At 65.9% G+C, this 21,192-nt stretch carries 13 protein-coding genes; 5 read left to right on the forward strand and 8 right to left on the reverse strand.

Translation table 11 applies throughout. The features are described from left to right. Positions 1 to 55 precede the first annotated feature (55 nt). The 3 genes from KAY22_RS00250 to KAY22_RS00260 all read right to left on the reverse strand — a co-directional run bounded on the left by KAY22_RS00250 (position 56) and on the right by KAY22_RS00260 (position 5,136). Positions 56 to 1,864, reverse strand: a complete 1,809-nt coding sequence (locus tag KAY22_RS00250; RefSeq protein WP_296618661.1) for a hypothetical protein — start codon at positions 1,862 to 1,864, stop codon at positions 56 to 58. 16 nt (positions 1,865 to 1,880) lie between these two features. After that, positions 1,881 to 3,431 (reverse strand): NAD(P)/FAD-dependent oxidoreductase, encoded by a 1,551-nt coding sequence (locus KAY22_RS00255; protein WP_296618664.1) that lies wholly within the window; start codon positions 3,429 to 3,431, stop codon positions 1,881 to 1,883. A 76-nt stretch (positions 3,432 to 3,507) separates the two neighbouring features. Beyond that, entirely contained in the window at positions 3,508 to 5,136 is a 1,629-nt protein-coding gene (locus KAY22_RS00260; protein ID WP_296618667.1) for a histidine kinase famiy protein, read from the reverse strand. 214 nt (positions 5,137 to 5,350) lie between these two features. Here KAY22_RS00260 and KAY22_RS00265 point away from each other — a divergent pair, with 214 nt between their 5' ends. Continuing rightward, positions 5,351 to 7,651 carry an FdhF/YdeP family oxidoreductase gene (locus KAY22_RS00265; RefSeq protein WP_296618669.1) on the forward strand — a complete coding sequence of 767 codons (2,301 nt, stop codon included), beginning with the start codon at positions 5,351 to 5,353 and terminating at the stop codon, positions 7,649 to 7,651. A 7-nt stretch (positions 7,652 to 7,658) separates the two neighbouring features. On the opposite strand, the gene KAY22_RS00270 is transcribed toward KAY22_RS00265, so the two are convergent. Both KAY22_RS00270 and KAY22_RS00275 read right to left on the reverse strand, forming a co-directional pair. After that, the gene (locus KAY22_RS00270) at positions 7,659 to 10,601 is read right to left on the reverse strand and encodes a PAS domain-containing protein (RefSeq protein WP_296618672.1); all 2,943 of its coding nucleotides are present in this window, start codon (positions 10,599 to 10,601) and stop codon (positions 7,659 to 7,661) included. 215 nt (positions 10,602 to 10,816) lie between these two features. Further along, positions 10,817 to 13,132 (reverse strand): TonB-dependent receptor, encoded by a 2,316-nt coding sequence (locus KAY22_RS00275; protein WP_296618675.1) that lies wholly within the window; start codon positions 13,130 to 13,132, stop codon positions 10,817 to 10,819. 185 nt (positions 13,133 to 13,317) lie between these two features. Here KAY22_RS00275 and KAY22_RS00280 point away from each other — a divergent pair, with 185 nt between their 5' ends. Continuing rightward, positions 13,318 to 14,166 carry an SDR family NAD(P)-dependent oxidoreductase gene (locus KAY22_RS00280; RefSeq protein WP_296618678.1) on the forward strand — a complete coding sequence of 283 codons (849 nt, stop codon included), beginning with the start codon at positions 13,318 to 13,320 and terminating at the stop codon, positions 14,164 to 14,166. A gap of 26 nt (positions 14,167 to 14,192) precedes the next feature. Here KAY22_RS00280 and KAY22_RS00285 read toward each other — a convergent pair whose 3' ends face one another. Continuing rightward, positions 14,193 to 15,431, reverse strand: a complete 1,239-nt coding sequence (locus KAY22_RS00285) for an MFS transporter (RefSeq protein WP_296618681.1) — start codon at positions 15,429 to 15,431, stop codon at positions 14,193 to 14,195. A gap of 159 nt (positions 15,432 to 15,590) precedes the next feature. Between KAY22_RS00285 and KAY22_RS00290 the strand changes: the two genes are divergently transcribed. Further along, a complete protein-coding gene (locus tag KAY22_RS00290; RefSeq protein WP_296618684.1) occupies positions 15,591 to 17,147 on the forward strand; it encodes a glycosyltransferase family 39 protein in 1,557 nt (518 codons plus the stop codon). A gap of 47 nt (positions 17,148 to 17,194) precedes the next feature. Here KAY22_RS00290 and KAY22_RS00295 read toward each other — a convergent pair whose 3' ends face one another. Further along, positions 17,195 to 18,412 carry an argininosuccinate synthase gene (locus KAY22_RS00295; RefSeq protein WP_296618687.1) on the reverse strand — a complete coding sequence of 406 codons (1,218 nt, stop codon included), beginning with the start codon at positions 18,410 to 18,412 and terminating at the stop codon, positions 17,195 to 17,197. Between the two features lie 147 nt (positions 18,413 to 18,559). Here KAY22_RS00295 and KAY22_RS00300 point away from each other — a divergent pair, with 147 nt between their 5' ends. Together KAY22_RS00300 and KAY22_RS00305 are read left to right on the forward strand one after the other, a co-directional pair. After that, positions 18,560 to 19,018 (forward strand): hypothetical protein, encoded by a 459-nt coding sequence (locus KAY22_RS00300; protein ID WP_296618690.1) that lies wholly within the window; start codon positions 18,560 to 18,562, stop codon positions 19,016 to 19,018. 196 nt (positions 19,019 to 19,214) lie between these two features. Then, a complete protein-coding gene (locus KAY22_RS00305) occupies positions 19,215 to 19,841 on the forward strand; it encodes an EF-hand domain-containing protein (protein WP_296618692.1) in 627 nt (208 codons plus the stop codon). A 55-nt stretch (positions 19,842 to 19,896) separates the two neighbouring features. Here the strand turns inward: KAY22_RS00305 and KAY22_RS00310 are convergent, their stop codons facing one another. Continuing rightward, positions 19,897 to 21,123, reverse strand: coding sequence for a cyclopropane-fatty-acyl-phospholipid synthase family protein (locus tag KAY22_RS00310; RefSeq protein WP_296618695.1), 1,227 nt, complete (start codon positions 21,121 to 21,123; stop codon positions 19,897 to 19,899). Positions 21,124 to 21,192: the final 69 nt, after the last annotated feature.

The raw sequence follows: 21,192 nt of genomic DNA on the forward strand, positions 1-21,192 counted from the left end.
TCGCGCGGCGGGCGACGGCAAGGGGGCAGCGACCGGCGGCGGAACCGCCTTTGCTTCAGTCGACACGCTGCCAGAGCTTGAGGGAGCTGCCCTTGAGCGGCACCGGACGCAACCACGGCGGCGGCTTCCCGGCCAGCAGCAACGCCATGAGCCCGAGAGGAGCGGCCTTCGCATAGATGCCGGCCTCACTCCCCGCCGGGTCGATCAGCAGCAGGCGCATCGACCGATCCACCATCAGGCGGTGGGCGACTTCAGGCGGGCCGGTGAAGGCGTCGATCACGCGCCGCATGGCCGGCGCCCCGCGATGGTGGCCGCTCGCCGCATAGCTGTGCGGCGTCAGCAGCAGCAGGCGAGGTGTGAGGTCGAGTCCGGTCAGCACCCGGCTCGGTGGCAGCTGTGCCAGACCGGAGAGCCCTGTGCAGGGGGCGAAACAGGAGCGACCCTGCGTAGCGCCTGCTACATCCTGCGTCGTGGTACCGGTGGGGCGGAGTGCCAGCAGGCCTTCTCCCGCAATCATCGCGCCGATCGGCGACAGCGCCATGATCGCGAACGCGCTGCCGGCGATGCGAACCGCGGACAGGCGCTGCCGCCCGATCCGGTCGAGCGCTCGTGCCAGCAGCCACGCCGCGCCCGGAAGTGCGCAGGCCTGCGCAAAGCCGCCGGTACGCTGGACGAGCAGCGACAGCAGAAAGGATCCGCCGGCCAGCGCCAGCATCGTCGTCCAGTTGCGCATGGCGGCGGTTTCGCGCCGCGCCGCGCGCCATGCGAGCAGGCTGCCGCTGAGGCCGACAAGCGGGAAGAGCAGCAGCAGCATGGCGTTGCCCGGCGCCTGCCGCCATATCGGCAGGCCTTCGGGGACATTTTCATACCAGAAGCGGCGGACGACTGGGTCGAGCTGGCCGAAGGGGCCGGAAAGACAGGCCGGCGCCGTCGTCATCAGCAGGGCGCCGCCCAACGCTGCTGCGGCGGTAAGAAGGAGCAGCTTCGGCCTCGGGCCTTTGTTATCTGCCCACCACCCTCCCATTCCCGCCAGCAGCGGCGTCGCCGCCAACGGTCCCAGCCAGGCGGGGCTCACCGCGTCGCACCAGGGGCGCGACCAGGCAGCGAGATCGTGGGTGGCAGCGAACAGCGCGAGCGTGCCCCCGCCGAGCGCGAGGGCGAAAGCGGGGAAGCGGCCGCCCCCCTCGCCTGCGGTCCAGCGCAGCGCCAGGAGCAGGCCGAGCAGACCCGCCATCGGCAGTGCCTCGAGCGAAACGGCGAGCCACAGGGCCGTGGCGATGCCCGACAGCAGCCCGCCGCGCACCGCCTTGCGATCGAAGGCCGCAGCGATGGCGGTCATACCGAGCATCGTCTGCCAGCCATGATGGTCGATCCGCAGCGGCAGCAGGTGGAACAGCATGAGCGGGGCGGTGGTGCCCAGCATTGCGGCGAGCAACGCGGTGCGCCGGTCCGTCAGACGTGCGGTCAGAAGAGCGATGGCGCCAAGAAGTCCACCCAGCGTGATCAGCGGGATGACGACCGCCGCGAGCCGTTCCGCCGCACCGATCCCGATCAGCGGCTTGGCAAGCAGGATGATCGCGGCGAGCGGCAGGTCGACCAGGCGCGACCAGTGCATCGGCACGCCACCCGGCGGATCGATGCGATATTGGGTGACGTCGAAAAAGCTCTGCCCGCAGAGCCAGTCGCGCACTTGCTGCAGCCGCAGATAATCGTCGGGGTCCCACATTTCGAGCGGACCGACATGCGGCCATGCCATGGCGGTCAGGATGGAGCAGGCGAGCAGCCACAGCGCGACCACGCCGAGGACGAGGCGCGGGCGCGACAAGGCGTACTTCGCCTCCGGGTCATCGGCTAGGGCCGCCATGGCGGTTCGATCGGGATCAGGCGGCCTTGCGGCCCGGCAGGCGGGTCGGCACCTGCCGCTCGGAGGCCAACGCCGCCTTCACGCCAACGGCGTCGGTCGGCCCTTCCTCGCCCTCGCGTCCGGCCTCGTGATATTCGGCGTCTTCGTTGACCGACCAGACATCGTGACGGCGCCTGCCGGCGGCGATGTTCCGCGCGGTGAGCATCGCCGTCATCATCGCATGGTCCTGATTGTTGTAGCGATGCATGCCGTTGCGGCCGACGAAGTGGAGGGTCGGATAGCGGCTCTCCAGCTCGGTTCGGACCGCCGCGACATTGTCGGCATAGGCATCGTCATAGACCGGATAGGCCTTTTCCTGCCGCACCACCGCGCCGCCGACGACTTGCCTGGGATCGCACAGGCCCAGTTCGGCCAGCTCGCGCTTGGCGAGTTCGATCAGCGCCTCGTCGGACGAGGACCAGAGCCCGTCGCCCTCGAAGCAGAAATATTCGAGGCCGACACAGGCGAGTGCAGGGTCGGGCACCATTTCGGGCGACCAGCTGCGGAAATTCTGGATGCGGCCGACCTTCACCCGGTCATCGTGGATATAGATCCAGTTGTCGGGGAACAGGTCCTCCGACCGGATCATCAGCGCGACCGTCAGGAAGTCGCGATAGCCGAGCGACATCGCCTGCGGCAGGCTTTCGGGCAGCGGATGCAGCCGGGTGGCGAGTTCGCGCATCGGCGCCGAGCTGATCACATGATCGGCCGTCATCAGGGTCAGCCGCCCGGCCTCGTCCATCGCCGCGATCCGCCACAGGCCAGCGGTCTCGTCCCACGACAGCTGGTGAAGCCGGTGCCCCATCAATAGGCAATTGCCCTGTTCGAGGATGCGGTCGCGGGCCGCGTCCCACATCATGCCGGGGCCCTTGCGCGGGTAACGGAAGCTTTCGAGCAGCGTCTTGGCCTGCATCCCGTCATTGGGCTTGCGGTTGAGGCCCAGCGAGCGGCGGATGCCGTCGAGCACCGCCTTGCCCAGGCTTAGCCCCTTGATTCGTTGCGCGGCCCAGTCTGCCGACATCTCGCTGCACGGCATGCCCCAGACCTTCTCGGTGTAGGTCTTGAAGAAAATGCCGAACAGGCGCGACCCGAACTGGTTGACCACCCATTGTTCGAAGCTGCGCACCTCGCGATGCGGGAACAGCTTCCAGCGGAAGAAGCTCGCCATGCACAGGGTCGACTGGATCAGCCCCAGATTGCGCAGCGCCTCGAAGGCGCGCAGCGGATAGCTATAAAATTTGCCGCGATAGAAAATGCGGCTCATGCGCGGCCGCTCGATGAAGTCGTCGGGCAGCAGCTCGTTCCACAGGTCGACCACCTCGCGCGACTTGGAGAAGAAGCGGTGCCCGCCGATGTCGAAGCGGAAACCGCGATGCTCGACCGTGCGGCTGATTCCCCCGACCTGCTTCGCGTCCTTCTCGATCAGAGTGACGGTAAAACCCTGCTTGCCGAGCAGGTAGCCCGCCGTCAGGCCCGCCGGCCCCGCCCCTATGATCGCGACGTCGACATGATTGGTGGCGCGGGCCATGTGGATTCCCCGGAAATGCTATCAGGGAAGCCATGGAGGCTAAGTCGTTAGAACATGGTTAACGGCGTTGCCACCTTCAGCCGACTCCGGTCGGGCCGTCCATCACGATGCGAATTTTCGTTGCAAGGTCCGAGCGTCGATAAGGCTTGTTGAGGATGTCGAACTCGTCGGCTCTCACGTCGATCCGTTCGAGCGCGGTCTCGGCGTAACCGGTGGTCAGCAATATCTTGAGATGCGGGCGGTTCCTGCGTGCCTGGCGGGCGAGCTGAACGCCGTTGAGCCGCCCCGGCATCACCAGGTCGGTGAACAGCATGTCGATATCCTCGTCACTGTTCAGAATCTCGATCGCCTCCATCCCGTTGGGGGCGCGCAGAATGCGATATCCGAACTCCTCGAGCACGTCCTGCGCATAAGCGGCGACGTCGGGCTGGTCTTCGACCAGCAGGATCGTCTCGGCGCCCCGGGCGCGCTCGCCTCGCCGCGAGGGGCGGCTTCCTTCGGGTTCGATCGGGCCGTCCTCGCACGGGAACAGCAGGCGGACCTTCGTCCCGGCCCCTTCGTCGGATTCGACCAGCAATGCGCCGCCCGACTGGCGCGCGAAGCCATAGACCATCGACAGACCCAGGCCGGTGCCCTTGCCCTGTTCCTTGGTGGTGAAGAAGGGTTCGGTAACCCGCGACAATATGTCGGGGCTCATGCCGGTGCCGGTGTCGCTGATCGTGAGCTGTGCGTAATGGCCGGGGGGCAGCTGGGCGAGAGTAACGCTGCCGTCGCGCACGGCCACGGTTGCGGTTTCGATAGTGATGGTACCGCCGCCGGGCATCGCATCGCGTGCGTTGATCACCACGTTCATGATGGCGAGTTCGGCTTGGGTCGTGTCGATGCGGGCGTTGCAGGCATGGTCCGAGAAGCGGCTTTCGACCTTGACCTGGTCGGGCAGCGTGCGCTCGATCACCGGCATGAGCTGTTCGATCATCTCGTTGACGTTGATGATCCGCCCGTCGAGCCGCTGCTTGCGCGCGAAGGCGAGCATCTGCTGGGTCAGCGAACTGCCGCGCTCCGCAGCCTGCGAGATAGCCTCGACCTGACGTCGCGCCTTGGCGAAGTCGAATCGCTCGGGCTGTTCGAGCCGGTTCTTCAATATGTCGGAGAAGCCCTGGATCACGGTCAGGAGATTGTTGAAATCATGCGCGATCCCGCCGCTCAGCTGGCCGATCGCCTCCATCTTTTGCGCCTGGCGCAGCGCGTCCTCGGCATCGCGTCGGCGGCTGACGTCGAGCTGCGACCCGAAATAATAGATGAGCTTGCCGTCGCGATCGAACACGGGGGAGACGAACAGCGCGTTCCAGAAACTTGCGCCGCTCTTCTTGTAGTTCAGTATCTCGACGGCGGTTTCGCGGCGTTCGGCGATCGCGCGGCGGACCTCGGCCACAGTGTCCCGGTCGGTGTCGGGACCCTGCATCAGCCGGCAATTCTTCCCGATCAGTTCCTCGGGGGTGTAGCCGGTCATGTTCAGGAAGGCCGGATTGGCGAAGACGATCGGATGGTCCGGCGCGTGCGGGTCGGTCACGATCATGGGCATGCGCGTCGCCCGCACCGCCGCGAAGAAGATCGCGTTGTGCTCGTCGCACATGTCCGGATTGGCGCCTGCGCTCTGCAGGGGGGCGGGGCCGCCGGGGGGCATGTCCGAACGATCGTGCGTCACATATCCTCGCTGTATATCGGAGCCCATTACGCCGGGCCCGTTCTGAACGTTCAAAGTCCCCAATGGTTCAGCGGCTTGCTCCGCACCAAGGAACAGGTAGGTTCGGATGGAGGGCGCCGGAACAGACGATTGGCGCCGCTTGTTCCGCCTTCGTGGCGTAGGATCGGGATGTCCCGCTGAGGCGATGGCGGACCAGTCGAGGATGAGGTGCAGCATGGCGGACGACCAACCGGCAGAGGCGGCCCTCACCGCGCCGACAGTGGCGTATAGCGGACCGGTAGGTGGCTGGGGCTCGGTGCGCGGGATGATCGGGACGCTCAGATCGTCCGGTGCAGGGGCGGGGGCGCTGGCCACGCTGGCGGACCTCAACAAGCCCGGCGGAACGATGTGCACTTCCTGTGCCTGGACCAAGGTTCCCAATCCGGGCCTCGTCGAATTCTGCGAAAATGGTGCCAAGGCCACTTTGTGGGACCTGACCGGCGACCGGTGCACGCCGGACTTCTTCGCAAAGCACCCCGTATCGGAGATCGCAGACTGGTCGGACTATGATCTGGAGCGGGTCGGCCGGCTCACTCATCCGATGCGCTACGACGCGGCGAGCGATCGCTATGTCGAGACCGGCTGGGGCGAAGCCTTTGCCGCGATCGGCGCCGAACTCCGGCGTCTGGAGCCGAAGTCGACCACCTTCTATGCTTCGGGCAAGGCCGCGCTCGAAGCCTCCTACCTCTATGCACTGTTCGCTCGCGTCTATGGGCACAACAACCTGCCCGACAGTTCGAACATGTGCCACGAGACGACCTCGGTCGCGCTCAAGACCGTGCTGGGTACGCCGGTCGGCACCTGCACCTTCGACGACCTCGCGCATTGCGACGCCATTTTCTACGTCGGGCAGAATCCCGGCACCAATTCGCCGCGTATCCTCCACCCGCTCAAGGACGCGGTCGATCGCGGCTGCCGGATCGTCGCCTTCAATCCCCTCAAGGAAAAGGGGCTGATCGCCTTCGCCGATCCGCAGAGCCCCGCCGACATGCTGCTGGGACGATCGACGCCGATCGCCAGCCATTATGTGCAGGTCCGTCCCGGTGGGGACATCGCCGCGCTGACCGGGGTGGCAAAGCACGTCCTGGCGCTCGATGCCGAAGACCGGTCACGCGGGGGCGCGGGCCTGCTCGATCGCGCTTTTCTGGACGAACATTGCCACGGTTTGGCCGACTGGCTCCGCTTCGTCGAGCAGAGCGACTGGGCCGATATCGAGCGCCAGTCAGGAGTCGGCCGGGCGGAGCTGGAGACGGCGGGCGCCATCTATGCGGCCTCCGAACGGGTCATCGGTATCTATGGCATGGGCCTGACCCAGCATGTCCACGGGTCGCAGGCGATCGGTGCGCTGGTCAATCTGTTGCTGTTGCGCGGCAATGTCGGGCGGAAGGGCGCGGGGTGCCAGCCCATCAGGGGCCACAGCAATGTCCAGGGCCAGCGGACGGTGGGGGTCACCGAAAAGCCCGAGCTCGCGCCGAACGAGAAATATCGCGAACTGTTCGGGTTCGAGCCGCCGATGGACAAGGGCCACAATACGGTCGAGTTCCTCGAAGCCTTGCTCGCCGGCGAAGCGCGGGGTTTCATCGGCCTCGGCGGCAATCTGGTGCGGGCAGTGCCCGACCAGGATCGTGTGGCCAAGGCGTGGCGCGGACTAGACCTGACCGTCCATGTCGCGACCCGGCTCAACCGGACGCATCTGTTGCCGGGGCGTTCATCCTGGCTGCTGCCCTGTCTCGTCCGGGCAGAGGAGGATGTTCAGGCCAGCGGCCCGCAGCAGGTGAGCATGGAGGACAGTTTCAGCCATATCCACGGCTCGATCGGCCGGCGGGCGCCGGCCAGCCCGAATCTGCGCTCGGAGGTCGCGATCGTGGCCGGCCTCGCCAAGGCCGCGCTCGAGCCGAGCGACAGGCTGCGCTGGGATGCTTGGATGGCGGATTACAGCCTAATCCGGGAGCTGATAGCCCACACCTGGCCGGACCAGTTCGCCGACATGAACCGACGGATCAACGAGCCCGGCGGCTTCTATCGCGGCAACAGTGCCCATGACCGGATATGGAAGACCGAAAGCGGCAAGGCACAGTTCACGCTGCCCACGTCGCTCGACAGCGCCGATCTCGCCGATCGTCCCGGTCGCTTCCGGCTGATCACGCTCCGGTCGAACGACCAGTTCAACACGACCGTCTATGGCATGTCCGACCGGCTGCGAGGGATCGAGGGCGACCGTATGATCGTGATGATGGCACCCGCCGACATGGCCGCGATGGGGATCGAGAAGGGGCAGCGCGTCACCCTGGTCGGGGACGCGGCCGACGGTATCGCCCGGATGGTCGAGGGGCTGGCGGTCATCCCCTATGATTTGCCCCGCGGCGCACTCGCCGGCTATTTTCCCGAGCTCAACCCGTTATCGCCGCTGTCGCGTCACGACCTCGCTTCGGGTACGCCCGCCGCCAAGGCGATCCCGGTTCGCATTCTCGCCTGATCGTCGGTCAGCCGCCCGACCGGTCGGCCATGATGTCCTGAATGCGCGCGGCCAGCGTGTCCATGGGGAAGGGCTTGGTGAGCAGGGCCATGTTCGGCGCCAGCTGTCCGTTGCCGATGACCGCATTCTCCGCATAGCCGGTCATGAACAATATGCGCAGATCGGGGCGGAGCTGCAGCGCCGCGTCGGCGACCTGGCGTCCGTTCATCCCATTGGGCAGGCCTACATCGGTGATCAGCAGATCGATATGCGGGGTGGCGTGAATCGCGGCGATGGCGCCGGCACCGTCGGCGGCCTCGACCACATTATAACCGAGCTCCTCGACGACCTCGACCACCAGCATCCGCACGGTCGGCTCGTCATCGACTACCAGCACGCAGCCGGCGCCCCGTTCGGCCTGGGCGAGGGGAGCGGTCGGCTGTGGACCGGGGTCGCCATCGGCAAGCGCGCTTTCGGCGTGGCGCGGCAGGTATATGCACATCGTCGTGCCCAGTCCCGCCTCTGTATAGATGCGCACCTGCCCGCCCGATTGACGCGCGAACCCATAGATCATCGACAGGCCGAGTCCCGTCCCCTCGCCCATCGGCTTGGTGGTAAAAAAGGGATCGAAGGCGCGCGCGGCGACTTCGGGCGGCATGCCCGTACCGGTGTCGGTGACGCAGATCGACACATATTGGCCGGGATCGAGATCGCGTTCGCGAGCGCTGCGCTCATCGAGCCATTTGTTGGCGGTCTCGATCGTGATCCGCCCGCCCTGCGGCATGGCGTCGCGCGCATTGATGCACAGATTGATAATGGCGTTTTCGAGCTGGTTGGGATCGACCAGCGTGGTCCACAGCCCGGCCTTCCCGACCGTCTCCACCGTGACTTCGGGGCCGACCGTGCGGCGGATCAGCTCTTCGAGGTCGAAGATCAGCCGGTTGACGTCGGTCGGCTTGGGATCGAGCGTCTGTCGGCGGGAGAAGGCGAGCAGTCGGTGGGTCAGGGCGGCCGCACGCTTCACCGCACCCTGGGCGGCGATCGAATATTTCTCCAGCTCGTACACGCGACCCTGGGCGATGCGGATCTGCATCATCTCCAGCGCCCCCGATATGCCGGTCAGCAGGTTGTTGAAGTCATGCGCCAGGCCGCCGGTCAGCTGGCCGACCGCTTCCATCTTCTGCGACTGGCGCAACGCCTCCTCGGCCCGGTCGCGCTCGGCCGCCGTCGCGGCGACTTCTGCCTGCAGGCCGATTTTCTCGCGGTGGAGCTGGCGTTCGACGGCCTTCCGTGCCGAGACGTCCTGCATCGCGCCAACCATCCGGATCGGCTTTCCGGTCATGTCGCGCAGGACATATCCCCGATCGAGCACATCGGCATAGCTGCCGTCGGCCCGGGCGAAGCGATATTCGTCGGTCCAGTCCGTCCCCGCAGAGGAATCGATCACGGCATGGATGCTGCGGTCTATACGATCGCGATCCTCAGGGTGAATGCTGGCGATCCACCACGCCCCGGTGGGCTCGACCTCGCTCGGTCGATGGCCATAGGCGCGCTGCAGCGCCTCGTTCCAGATGACGGTGTCGGTTCGGAAATCCCAATCCCACACCGCATCGTTCGTCGCCCGTCCAGCAAGACGGAGGCGCTCTTCGACTTCGCGAAGCGCGGCATTGGCCAAGCGGTCGCGGGTGACGTCCTGGACCGTACCGATCAGCCGGATCGGTCGGCGCCCGTCGAAAAAGGCGAGGCCGTGCGCCGAAACATGGCGCAGCCTGCCATCGTCAATGCCTATGGTGCGATACTCGACCTCGAACTCGTGGCTGCCGTCGGGATCGAGCGATGCCACCACCGCCTTGTGCGCGCGCTCGCGGTCGTCGGGATGCAGGCCGGCGAGAAAAGTCGTCTCGTAGGATACCTCCTTGCCGGGGCTGACGCCGAACAGTTCGCGACAGCGATCATCCCATTTCAGCGTCTGCTCGCCGGGCCGATAGTCGAATCGGCCGAGCCGCGCTGCGCGGGTCGCCAGTTCGAGCTCCTCGCGGCTGCGCTCAAGCGCCCGCTCGGTGCGACGTCGTTCGCTGATATCGTAAAACAGCACGGCGACGTGATGCTTGTCCGGGTCGTCGATCCGATAGGCGCTGACGAGATACCATCGATCGTCGAGTTGCTTCGCAGGCAGTTCGATTTGCGCAGCCCGTCCGCTGCGCGCGACCTCGCCGTAGAAGTCGAACCAATGCTGTTCGTGCTGCGGCGCGATCTCGCGCATCCAGCGCCCGGATGCGTTGGCAATGCCCGTATATTGTTCGAAGGATTCGTTGACCTCGAGGAAACGGTAATCGAGCGCTTCCTCCTGCTCACCGAACGCCATTTCGATGACGCAGAAACCGGCGTCGATCGAGTTGAACAGACTGCGATAGCGATGTTCACTAAGACGCAGAGCCTCCTCGCTGCGCACACGGTCGGCGGCTTCGCGAATGCGCACCGCGACATCCTCGACCAGCGCGACCTCGGCTGTTTCCCAAATGCGCGGGGCCTGCATGTTGACGTAGAGCAAACTGTCCAGTTCGCCATTGCGCATGATCGGGCAGACGATCGCCGCGCGCGTGTCGATGGCCGCCCAACTCCGGTCATGCCCCGCACTCAGCGGATGGGTGGTCACATCGTCGAGGATCAGGGTTCGGCCTGCGCGCAGCTCTGCCATCAGCGCGTCGCCATAGCCGTCCATGGGACGCAGCCGGCCCTGAAGATTTTCAAGCCGTCCGCCTGAATCGGCCTCTATGCGGCTAAGGCCGCCGTTCATGCCGAGAGTCGCAAAGCCGCAGCGATCCGCGCCGAGACGATCGGCGAGCATCTGTGACGCGGCATCAAGAATGGCCTGTGCGTCGGTCAGACCGCGCAGCCTGTCGAGAAAGGCGAGCTGGAACGCCTGTCTTGCGAGCAACTGCTCGCGGCTCAACTGTTCCGATCTCGGCATTCTTCCCCCAACGACCACGATCCACGGCGGTTCCCGCCAGCGGGGGTAGCACCGACGGAACCGTCATGGGAGCCGACGGACGGGTCGGCCTGCGCCACGTCTGCGGCGAGCGGTCGCAAGGAAAATGCCTCGTGCGCGAGATTGTTCCACCGCCGGGATGAAGAAGGGCCGCCCCCGCGAACGGAAGCGGCCCCCCTTGACCTGCAACCCGCCGATCAGAATTCGGCGGTCAGCCTGGCGCCCCAGGTGCGGGGGCGGTTGAAGATCGCCGTCGCCAGCGAGCCGAAGTCGGTTGCGAAGCTGTAATAGCGATTGTTGGTCAGATTTTCGCCGAACAGCTGGGCGGTCAGCTTCACATTGTCGCCGGCCGGAATGTCCGACAGGATCACCCGTGCCGACAGCTCCTTCTGGGTTCCGGTCCGGAAGCCCTGCAGCGTGGGGGCGAGCGAGTCGATCACCGCCAGCCGTGCGCTGCTCTTGGTCGAATAGTCGACCCGGAAGGTCGCTACGCCCATCGGCATGGGCGAGGTCTTCACCTGTGCCCCGACATGGGTCGACCATTTGCTCAGATAGGCGAAGTGCGCGGTCGAACCCACGTTGGTCACTACGCCGCCGACGATCTGGTTATATTCCTTATATTTGGGATCGACATAGCCGACGTTACCGTCGAGCTGGACATGCTCACCCAGCAGCAGCGCGCCTTCGAGCTCGAAACCGCGATAGCGTGCCTTCGCCGCGTTCACGATGAAATTGGTGCGCGTGACGCTGTTGAACTGGTTGACCTGCAGATTGTCGTAATCGATCTGGAAGACGTTGCCGTCGAAACGCAGATGGCGATTGAGCGCCGTCAGCTTCCAGCCCAGTTCGTAGGTGATAGCCTTTTCGGGATCCCAGCCGGGAGACCCTGGTGCCAGCGCGTTGAAACCGCCGGCGCGGAAGCTGGACGCGATCCTTCCATAGGTCATGAAGCCGGGAACCCAGCGATAGCTGATCGAGCCGCTATAGCCGAAATTGCCCCAGTCGTTCTTGCCGGTCTGGTTGGTGGTGGTGGTCGTGGTGGTGGTCTGGACGATACCGGTGTCGATCTTGCGCTTGTCCTTGGTGTAGCGGCCGCCCAGCGTCACTTCGAGCTTCTCGTCGAGCGAGGCGGGCTTCCACTTCACCTCGCCGAAAGCGGCGTAGGACCGGGTGGTCTGTTCATAGGTCACGCTGCGGTCGAGACGGATCCAGGCTGCGCCGACGGGGGAGTTGAGGACGGTGGTGACGTTTTCGTTCACCTTCTCCCACCAATAATAGAGGCCGAGTACATATTCGAAGTCGGCCAGGTCGCCGGCGACCTGGAACTCCTGACTGAACTGTTTCTGCTTGCCGGGGTTGGTCGGCGCGGCGTGGACGCTGATCGGCTCGACCCGCTGCGCGGGGTCGCGCGGGTTGAGCACCGTGCCGAGAATGTAGCTGCCGCCCAGATAGTTGCGCAGATGCTGATCGATCTCGGCATAGTTGCTGATCGACTTGAGCTGCGCGGTCTCGGCAATCGGATAGGTGAGCGTCAGCGTGTCGCCCCAGCTCTTGATCACCGCATTGCCCTGTACGCGCGGATCGCGAAAGCTCAGGTCGAGCGCCTTGGGGCTGAGCACCAGCGGCGGACCCGAGGGGTTGGCTGCCGCAGAATTGGTATAGGCGGCGACCGCCGCCGGGGTTCCGCCGATCGCCTGCCACGCGGTGAAGGACACGTTGCGGGCATAACGGAAGCGATTGTCGATCTCGAGGTTGCCGAGCGAGCCCGCCAATGCGGTGGTCAGGCCCAGATCCTTCTCGTTGCCGCCCCAGTCGGATTTTGACAGGCCGGGCGTGCGGACCCAGCCGTCGCGATTGCGCCAGTTGGCGGCGATCTTCAGGCGCCAGTCGGACTGACCGATCGCGCCGGTCTGGAGAACGCCCGAGAGCATCTTGTCGTCGTAACGGCCATAGCCGACGGATATCTTGGCGCTGGGTTCGTCGGTTGGCGCCTGCGTGACGAGCATGATCGCGCCGCCGGTGGTGTTGCGGCCGAACAGCGTGCCCTGCGGCCCGCGCAGCACCTCGACCCGTTCCAGATCGGGCAGGTCGAAGGCGGCGCTGGTCGCGCGCGGCGTATAGACCCCGTCGACATAGAGGGCGACGGCGGGTTCGGTGTAGAGCGTTGTGGACAACGTGCCGATACCGCGAATGAAGACGACCGGCGCATTGGCGCTGCCCGACCCTTGCGTGATCTTCAGGTTGGGCGCGAGGTCGGCGAGCGCGCTCAGCCGGGTGAGCACGCGTTGCTCGATGTCTTTGCCACCGATGGCGGTGATAGGAAGCGGCGCGGTTTCCGCCCGCTCCGCCCTACGGCGCGCCGTTACGATGATGTCGGCGAGGCCGCCCTGGTTGGCGCCGGTGTCGGCCTGATCCTCGGCCATCGCCGGGACCGACAAGATGCCCAGAAAAGCCGCGGACAGTGCGGTTCCGCCGCGAAGTGCGGACGTGATTCGACTCCTGGTAGCTTTCATCTTCCCCTCCTCCTCTCGGCGCGTCCTTGCAGGGCGTCGCCTTTCTCCTGTGCCGGCAGCCGGCCGGCCTTGCTTCACATCGCTTCTGCCCGGTCTCTCGCCGCCGTCGATGATCGCACGATTGACAACCTATCAATCATGGTAATCTTATCAAGAATAAACATAGCAACGATGAGAGGCTGGACATGAAGGATTTCAAGGGGCGCGTGGCCGTCATCACCGGGGCAGCGAACGGCATCGGCCGGGCGCTGGCGCAGCAGCTCGCGGCGGAAGGTGCGCGGCTGGCGCTCATGGACATAGAGGCGGATACGCTGGAGAAGCTGCGCGCCGAACTGTCCGGTCGCGGCGCCGACGTGTTCGCGCGGGCGTTCGACATTGGCGACTGGGAGGCCAGCGAAGCCTTCGCCAGGGACGTGCTGTCCCATTTCGGCACCGTAAACCTGGTCATCGCCAATGCCGGGGTGACGACGGTCGGCCGACCGGCGGTAACGCTGTCGATCAACGACTGGCGCTGGGTGCTCGGCACCAACCTGTTCGGGGTGATCCACGCGATCCAGCCCTTTCTCCCCACGCTGATGGGCCAGGAAGGCTCGCACATCGCGATCACCGCCTCGGGCGTCTGCTCCTTCACCGGCGTCGCCCTGAACGGACCCTATTGCGCCAGCAAGGCCGCCGCGATCTCCTATGCCGAGACGCTGTACCGCGAACTGGCGGCGGCCAATCCGCCGGTCGGCGTCACCGCGATCTGCCCCGGCACCACCCTCGCGACTTTTCAGCGCTCGGAAGAGCGTCGCCCTGCCCACCTGCCCGATCTCGCCGAATCCGATCCGATCCCGCCGGTCTTCCGCGAGATGCTGGCCAAGATCAGGGCCGATGGTCTCACTTCGGAAGAGGTAGCGCGCCAGTCGATCGAGGCGATCCGGGAAAATCGCTTCTATGTGATCACCCATCCCGAAAATGGGCATATCGCAGCGGCGCGGGGCAATGATGCGGCGGCGGCGCGCAATCCGTCGGTCGGATTGCCGGGGTCCTGAAGACCGGTCCGGGCGGGGCGTCGCGATCAGGCGACACCCGCCGGGGCGGGGGTCGACTTCGAACGCAGCCCCGAAACCAGCGCCACGATGCAGCCGGCAAGCGTCAGCAGCCCCACCCAGGTGATCGCTGTTCGGAGCCCGAACAGGATGATCACCGGACCGAGGACCAGCGGATTGATCGCATCGGCCAGGAACTGGCAGCTGACGACCAGCCCCGCCGCCTGACCGCGCAGATCGGGGCGGGCGCGCTGGAGCAGCAAATTGCTCTGATAGGGAAAGAGCAGCCCGTTGCCGATGCCGAGCAGTGCCAGCCCGATCGCGGCGGCGGCCATGTCCTGCGCGCGGGCGAACAACAGCAGGCCGCCGCCGATGATCGCAAGGATCGCGAAGGGCAGCAGCCCCATGCCGATCAGGCGGCGCGCCACCGGGAACAATATGGCCGTGACGAAGATCAGGGCCTGATTGATGCCCATCATCTGCGCGCGGCCCTGCGCGCTGTCGATACCGATCTCGGCGAGCAGGAAACTCGACTGCGAGTTGGTCGTGAAGGCGGTCATGTTGACCAATATGACGAAGGCGAAGACCGGCCAGAGCGCGGCGAGCCCGCGCCAGTCGCGTCCCTGCGCGTTCGTCTCCCGTGGTCCCTGAGCAGATGGCGCAGAGCAGGTCGCGACCAGAGCGAACATCAGCCCGGCAATGACTGGGAAGAGCAGGAAGGAGGAGTGCCAGCCATAGGCGTCGGCGATCCGGCCCGATGCGATCATGGCGACGATACCCAGCGCGGCGGCGCCCGCGACCGACCAGCCCAACACGCGCGGACGCATCGCCTCCGGCACCCGCTCGCCGACCAGCGCGGTCGAGGCGGCGGCGATGACGGCGGCCACGATCCCGATCAGCAGCCGCGAGCCGACGAGCAGTGGCAGGCTCAGGCCATAGCCCGAAACGCCGATCAGCCCATAAGCGACGAGCCCGCCGAGGAAGACCGTGCGCGGCTGGAAATGGCGGAACAGGAAGCCAGCGCCGAAACCGCCGAGCACGAGCCCCAGCATCGGCATGGCGATGAGCATCTGTACCGCCACCGCTACGTCCGACCCGCTACCGCCGCCGCCCATGTCGCGGGCGATGTTGGGCAGGACGGGAATGACCACGGTCAGCATCGCGCCGACCAGAAAGGATCCGAGGGACAGGGTCGCAATGCCCACGAGGGTACGTGGCGACATAGGCGCGCGCGGCGCCCGCTGTTCGTCGGGCGGAACGGCCACCATCGACACCCCTCCATGATCTGACGGCCGTCTGTCGCGGCTCGACCCTAGCGATGACATGCGGGCCGCAGGCGTACCCGCCCAATATCGGCATTGTTCCGATCGCGGCATGCGAACGGCGTCCCCCTCTGGCGCGGGTAGGGTCGACTGGCCTATGCGCCGATGATGACATCATCGGCACCCGCTCGCTTTCTCTTCTGGCCGTTGTTGCTGGCGATCGCCCTGCTGGCGCTGTGGGCGCGCGGCTGGGGCATCTGGCTCGAGCCGATGTGGCTCGACGAGGCCTACAGTGCCTATGCCGCTGCGCAGGGCTGGGATTTTCTTTGGCACGTCGTTCCGCGCTACGAGACGCACCCGCCCTTTTACTATTCGCTGCTGCGCGCCTGGACGCTGCTCGCGGGAGACGGGCTTGTCGCGCATCGGCTGCTGGGGCTGGTCTGCGGAATGCTCAGCCTGCCGTTGATCGGGCTGGCCGCTGCCCGGCTGGCCCGCATCGCGGGTGCAGATTGCCGGCTTGTAGTGCTTGCTACATTGCTTCTGGTCGCAGTTTCGCCGGTGGTCGTCGAAATGACCCGCGAAATTCGTCCCTACCCCGCGATGATCCTGACCTATGCGGGCGCCTGTCTGGCGCTGCTCCATCTCGCGGAACGGCGCGAAGCGGGGCTGCCGCTCTTCGGCCGGGCCTATCTGGCCTATCTCGGCTGCACCGGGCTGATCCTGTGGCTGCACAATCTCGGACCGCTCTATGCTGCAGCGCTGGGCCTCGCCCTGCTCTGCGTGATCCGGCTGCGGAGGATGGCGAAGGCCGACTGGCTCTGGCTGGCTGCCGGAGGGCTTCTGGTGCTGGCCATCTGGCTTCCGGCCCTGTTCATCCTGCTCGATCAGGCGCCCGAATGGATCAAAGCGACCTGGCTGCATTTTTCGACCCGTGACCTGTGGCGCCGCGCGACGATGCTCTACACCGGCCCGCGCGACGACATGCGCGCGGCGGCGGCGATCCTCCTGCTCCTCGGTGGGGCGCTGCTCTGGCGCGTGCCGCGCGGACGTCCGCTGCTTGCCGCGCTGGCGATCCTTGCCTTCCTGCCGCTGCTCCTATCTCTGCTGATCTCGGCGACCATCACGCCGGTCTTCATCGTCCGGACGATGACCGCGCTCGCGACGCCGGCGCTGCTCCTGATGGGGCTGGGGATCGGCTGGAGCCGGGGCCGTTTCGGCTGGCTGCTGCCTGCGGCCGCGCTCGGCTGGCTGGCGATTGCCCAGTTCGGCATGGTCGCTGCGACGCGCGCGCATCCGCAGGGCGACTGGTATCGTGCCGTGGCCTGGCTGCAACCGCGCTTCGAACGTGGCGATCAAGTCTTCGCCTATCCGAACGAAGGCGCCCTGCCTTTCGACCGCGCCGCGCGTGATCGGGGTCTGGCGATGCCCAGCCGGCCGATCCCGACGGCGATCCCGACGCTGAACCCACCTCCGGGCAGCTGGTATGTCAGCGGATCGCGCGGGGTGCCGTCGCTCGACCGCGCCCATCTGCGCCTGATCGCGCAGGAGCCGGCGACGCGGGCGGTGCCGACGATCTGGCTGCTGCGGCTGGGGCCTTGGGCCTATGACAAGGGAGACGTCTTCCTCGAGGAATTGTCGCGCGGGCGGGTCGAGGTCGGGCGCTATCGTGAAGGGCCGATCGATATTGTCGGTCTGCGCCGGGCCGATCTCACGCCCGAATAACAGAGGTCAGATGGGCGGCGGCGCCCGGAAGTGCCGCCGCCTGAAACTCAACGCCCGTCGCGACGGCCGAGCAGACGAAGCCGCAGCGCGTTGAGCTTGATGAAGCCCGCCGCGTCGCGCTGATCATAGGCGCCGGCATCGTCCTCGAAGGTGACGACCTTCTCGGAATAGAGCGTGTTCGGCGACTTGCGGCCGACGACATAGACGCCGCCTTTGTAGAGCTTGAGCCGGACGGTGCCGGTCACCTTTTCCTGGCTGTGGTCGATCGCGGCCTGCAGCATCTCGCGCTCGGGCGAGAACCAGAAGCCGTTGTAGATCAGCTCGGCATAGCGCGGCGCCAGCTCGTCCTTGAGGTGCGCGGCGCCGCGGTCGAGCGTGATCTGCTCGATACCGCGATGGGCGAGGTGGTAGATGGTGCCGCCCGGCGTCTCGTACATGCCGCGCGACTTCATGCCGACAAAGCGGTTCTCGACGAGATCGAGGCGGCCGATGCCATGCTTGCGGCCATAATCGTTGAGTGTCTCGAGCAGCGTCGCCGGGCCCATGCCGACGCCGTTGATCGCCACGCCGTCGCCGCGCTCGAAATCGATCGTGATGAATTCGGGCGCGTCGGGCGCGTCCTCGGGATTGACGGTGCGCGAATAGACATAGTCGGGCACCTCCTCCCACGGATCCTCGAGCACCTTACCCTCAGACGAGGTGTGGAGCATGTTGGCATCGGTCGAGAAGGGCGACTCGCCGCGCTTGTCCTTCGGCACCGGGATCTGGTGTGCTTCGGCGAAGGCGATCAGCGCGGTACGGCTGGTCAGGTCCCATTCGCGCCACGGTGCGATCACGCGGATGTCGGGGGCGAGGCCGTAATAGCCGAGCTCGAAGCGGACCTGGTCATTGCCCTTGCCGGTCGCGCCATGGCTGACCGCATCGGCGCCGACCTGGCGGGCGATCTCGATCTGGCGCTTGGCGATCAGCGGCCGTGCGATCGAGGTGCCGAGCAGATACAGGCCTTCGTACAAAGCGTTGGAGCGCATCATCGGGAAGACATAGTCCCGCACGAATTCCTCGCGCAGGTCGTCGATGAAGATGTGATGATCGGGCACGCCCATCAGCCTGGCCTTGGCGCGCGCCGGCTCCAGCTCTTCGCCCTGGCCCAGATCGGCGGTAAAGGTCACGACCTCGCACTGGTAGGTCTGCTGCAGCCATTTCAGGATGACGCTCGTATCGAGCCCTCCCGAGAAGGCCAGAACCACCCGCTTCACGTCGCTCATCTCGATCTCCAAGCCGCATCAAAGGCGCGGCGCCCTTGCCATGCGGGGCGCTGCCATTCAAGCTGATAGCGTTCTTCCATGGCGGAGCAGTGTCGGGTGTCGTCTCTTCGGTGGCTTTTGTCGGTAGCGGCGGCGGGGGTGTCCGTCATGGTGGCCATGACGTCCGCCGCCCACGCCCAGCAATTGCCGATGACCCGCGAGGGGCTGGACAGTGCCGTCGGGCAATATTTCGCCGGCGCGGATCGCAATCGCGACGGGCGGCTCGATCGGGCCGAGACCGCCGACGCGCTCGGGTTGGCGCGAAGCCTGCTCACCGCTCGTCGCGATGTCGAACCCTTTCTCCTGGAGCAGTCGCCGGACGGGCGCGTTCGTCTTTCGCTGAATGCGAATGGGCCGCTCAGTCAGGGCGGTGTGGCCGATCTTCTCTACCGCGCTGCCGACGGTGACGGCGATGGCACCCTGTCGCTGGCCGAAGTGCGCGTCCTGGCCCGCGCGCGATTCGATGCGGTCGATCGGGACCATGATGGAATATTGGACGAGAAGGAACGCGAGGCGGCGGAAGAGCAGCTGAATGCGGCACAATGGTTACTGGGCAGAATATCCTGAACAAAGGTTCAGAAAAAACCCTGAAAAGCGGCCGTATATTTCAGTCTCGACATAATGATTTCAGCCGAGAACTACGGCTGCAAGTTTCGTCCTTCAGAAGGCATCACAGGACGGCCCGGCATTTCCCCCTGTTTTTGCCGGGCCGTCCACCCTTTTCCCGTCTTCGGACGTTTGGATCGCAGGAAGGATGCAGAATATGACCAGGACAAGATTGATCGGCGCGACCGCACTTGTTTCCATGCTCGTGGCGGGGGCGGCGGTTGCCGCGCCCGGCCGGGACGGACCGCCGAAGCCGCCTACCACCCGCGCCGAGGCGCAAGCTCGTGTGGGTGAGATGTTCAAGCGCCTCGACGCCAATGGCGACGGCTTCGTCACCAAAGCGGAGATGGATGCCGCGCGTGCCAAGATGCGCGAGGCCTTTGCCGAGCGTCGCGAGGAGCGCCGCGGCGAAAAGTTCGCCAAGCTCGACAAGGACGGCAATGGCAGTGTGTCGAAGGACGAGTTCCTCGCACCCCCGCCGCCGCGCGGTGAAGGCGATGCACCTCGCGGTCGACACAAAGGCATGAAGCGCCATCATGGCGGCATGATGATGGGCGGTGGCGGCTTCTGGTTCGACCGGGCCGACGCCAACAAGGACGGCAAGGTCAGCCTTGCCGAGGCGCAGTCGTCCGCGCTTGCCATGTTCGACAAGGTCGACAGCAACCGGGACGGAACGATCAGCCCGGACGAGCAGCGCGCGGCGCGCGACGCCATGCGCGCGGATTGGAAGGCCAAGCGCGGCGAGCGCGGGCCGGATGCTCCGCCCCCGCCCCCGCGCGGCTAAATCTGGCGGCCATGAATGAGGAGGGCCCGTGATCCGGCGCGGGCCCTTTTTCGCGTCAGCGCGGCAGGCGGCGCTCGGTGTCGATCATATAGTCGCGCGTGATCGGCAATGTCCGCCGGTTGCGGACGTACTGGATCTGATAGTTGCAAAGATTGCCGTGGTAGAAGGCGGCCCGCGCTCCTGCGAGATAGAAGGTCCACATGCGGTAGAAGCGCTCGTCATACAGCGCCACGATCGCATCGCGGGCGGCGACCGTGCGGTCATACCAGCGGTCGAGCGTCATGCCGTAATGCAGGCGCAGCGTCTCTACGTCGGTCACGATCATCCGCGCCGGCTCGCTCGCGGCGACGATCTCGGACAGGGCCGGATTATAGCCGCCGGGAAAGATATATTTGAGGGTGAAGGCGTCGGTCTTGCCCGGCACGCCCAGCCGCCCGATCGTGTGGAGCAGCATTACCCCATCCTCGGTCAGCAGGTCGCGGCACTTGGCGAAGAAGGTCTCATATTGCGGCACGCCGACATGTTCGAACATGCCGACCGAAACTATCCGGTCGAACTTGCCCTCCAGCGCGCGATAATCGATCAGCTCGAACTTCACCCGGTCCGACACGCCGGCATCCGCCGCACGCCGGCGGGCGACCTTCAGCTGTTCCTCGGACAGGGTGATGCCGAGCACGTCCACATCGGCGGCGCGGTTCAGGTAGAGCGCCATGCCGCCCCAGCCGCAGCCGATGTCGAGCACCCTCTGGCCGGGGCTCAGATGCAGCTTGGCGGCGATATGCGCCTTCTTGTCGGCCTGTGCTGTGTCGAGATCGACGTCCGGACCCGTGAAATAGGCGCAGCTATATTGGCGATCGGCGTCGAGGAAGAGATCGTAGAGCCGGTCGTTGAGATCATAATGATGCGCGACGTTGGACTTGGACCGCGTTGCCCAGTTTACGCTCTGGATCACCGCGCGCAGCCGGTCGCGCACGAGGTGGCGGAAGGTGCCGCGCAACGTGATGCGGCCCTCTTCCCAGCGGCCATTGGCACGGACGAGGTCAACCAGATCGCGGATGTCGCCCTGCTCGATTACGAGGCGGCCTTCCATGAAGGCTTCAGCCGCATGCAGGTGCGGGTTGCAGGCGATGAAGGCGGGCACGCCCCGGTCGACGAAGCGGATCGTGACCGGCTTGAGCGCCGGATCGGGTGTGCCATAATGCCGCGCTTCCCCGTCGGCGAGGATGATCGTCATCTCTCCACGCTTGAAGAGATGGCCGGCAAAACGGTCGAACAGGGACATGGGTCAGGGCCTCCAGCGGCCCCATAAAACCGTCCCAAGGCGCTATGCGCAAGGGGCGGGCTGGTTAAA

The organism is Rhizorhabdus sp. (assembly GCF_018006725.1).
Lineage (GTDB): Bacteria > Pseudomonadota > Alphaproteobacteria > Sphingomonadales > Sphingomonadaceae > Rhizorhabdus.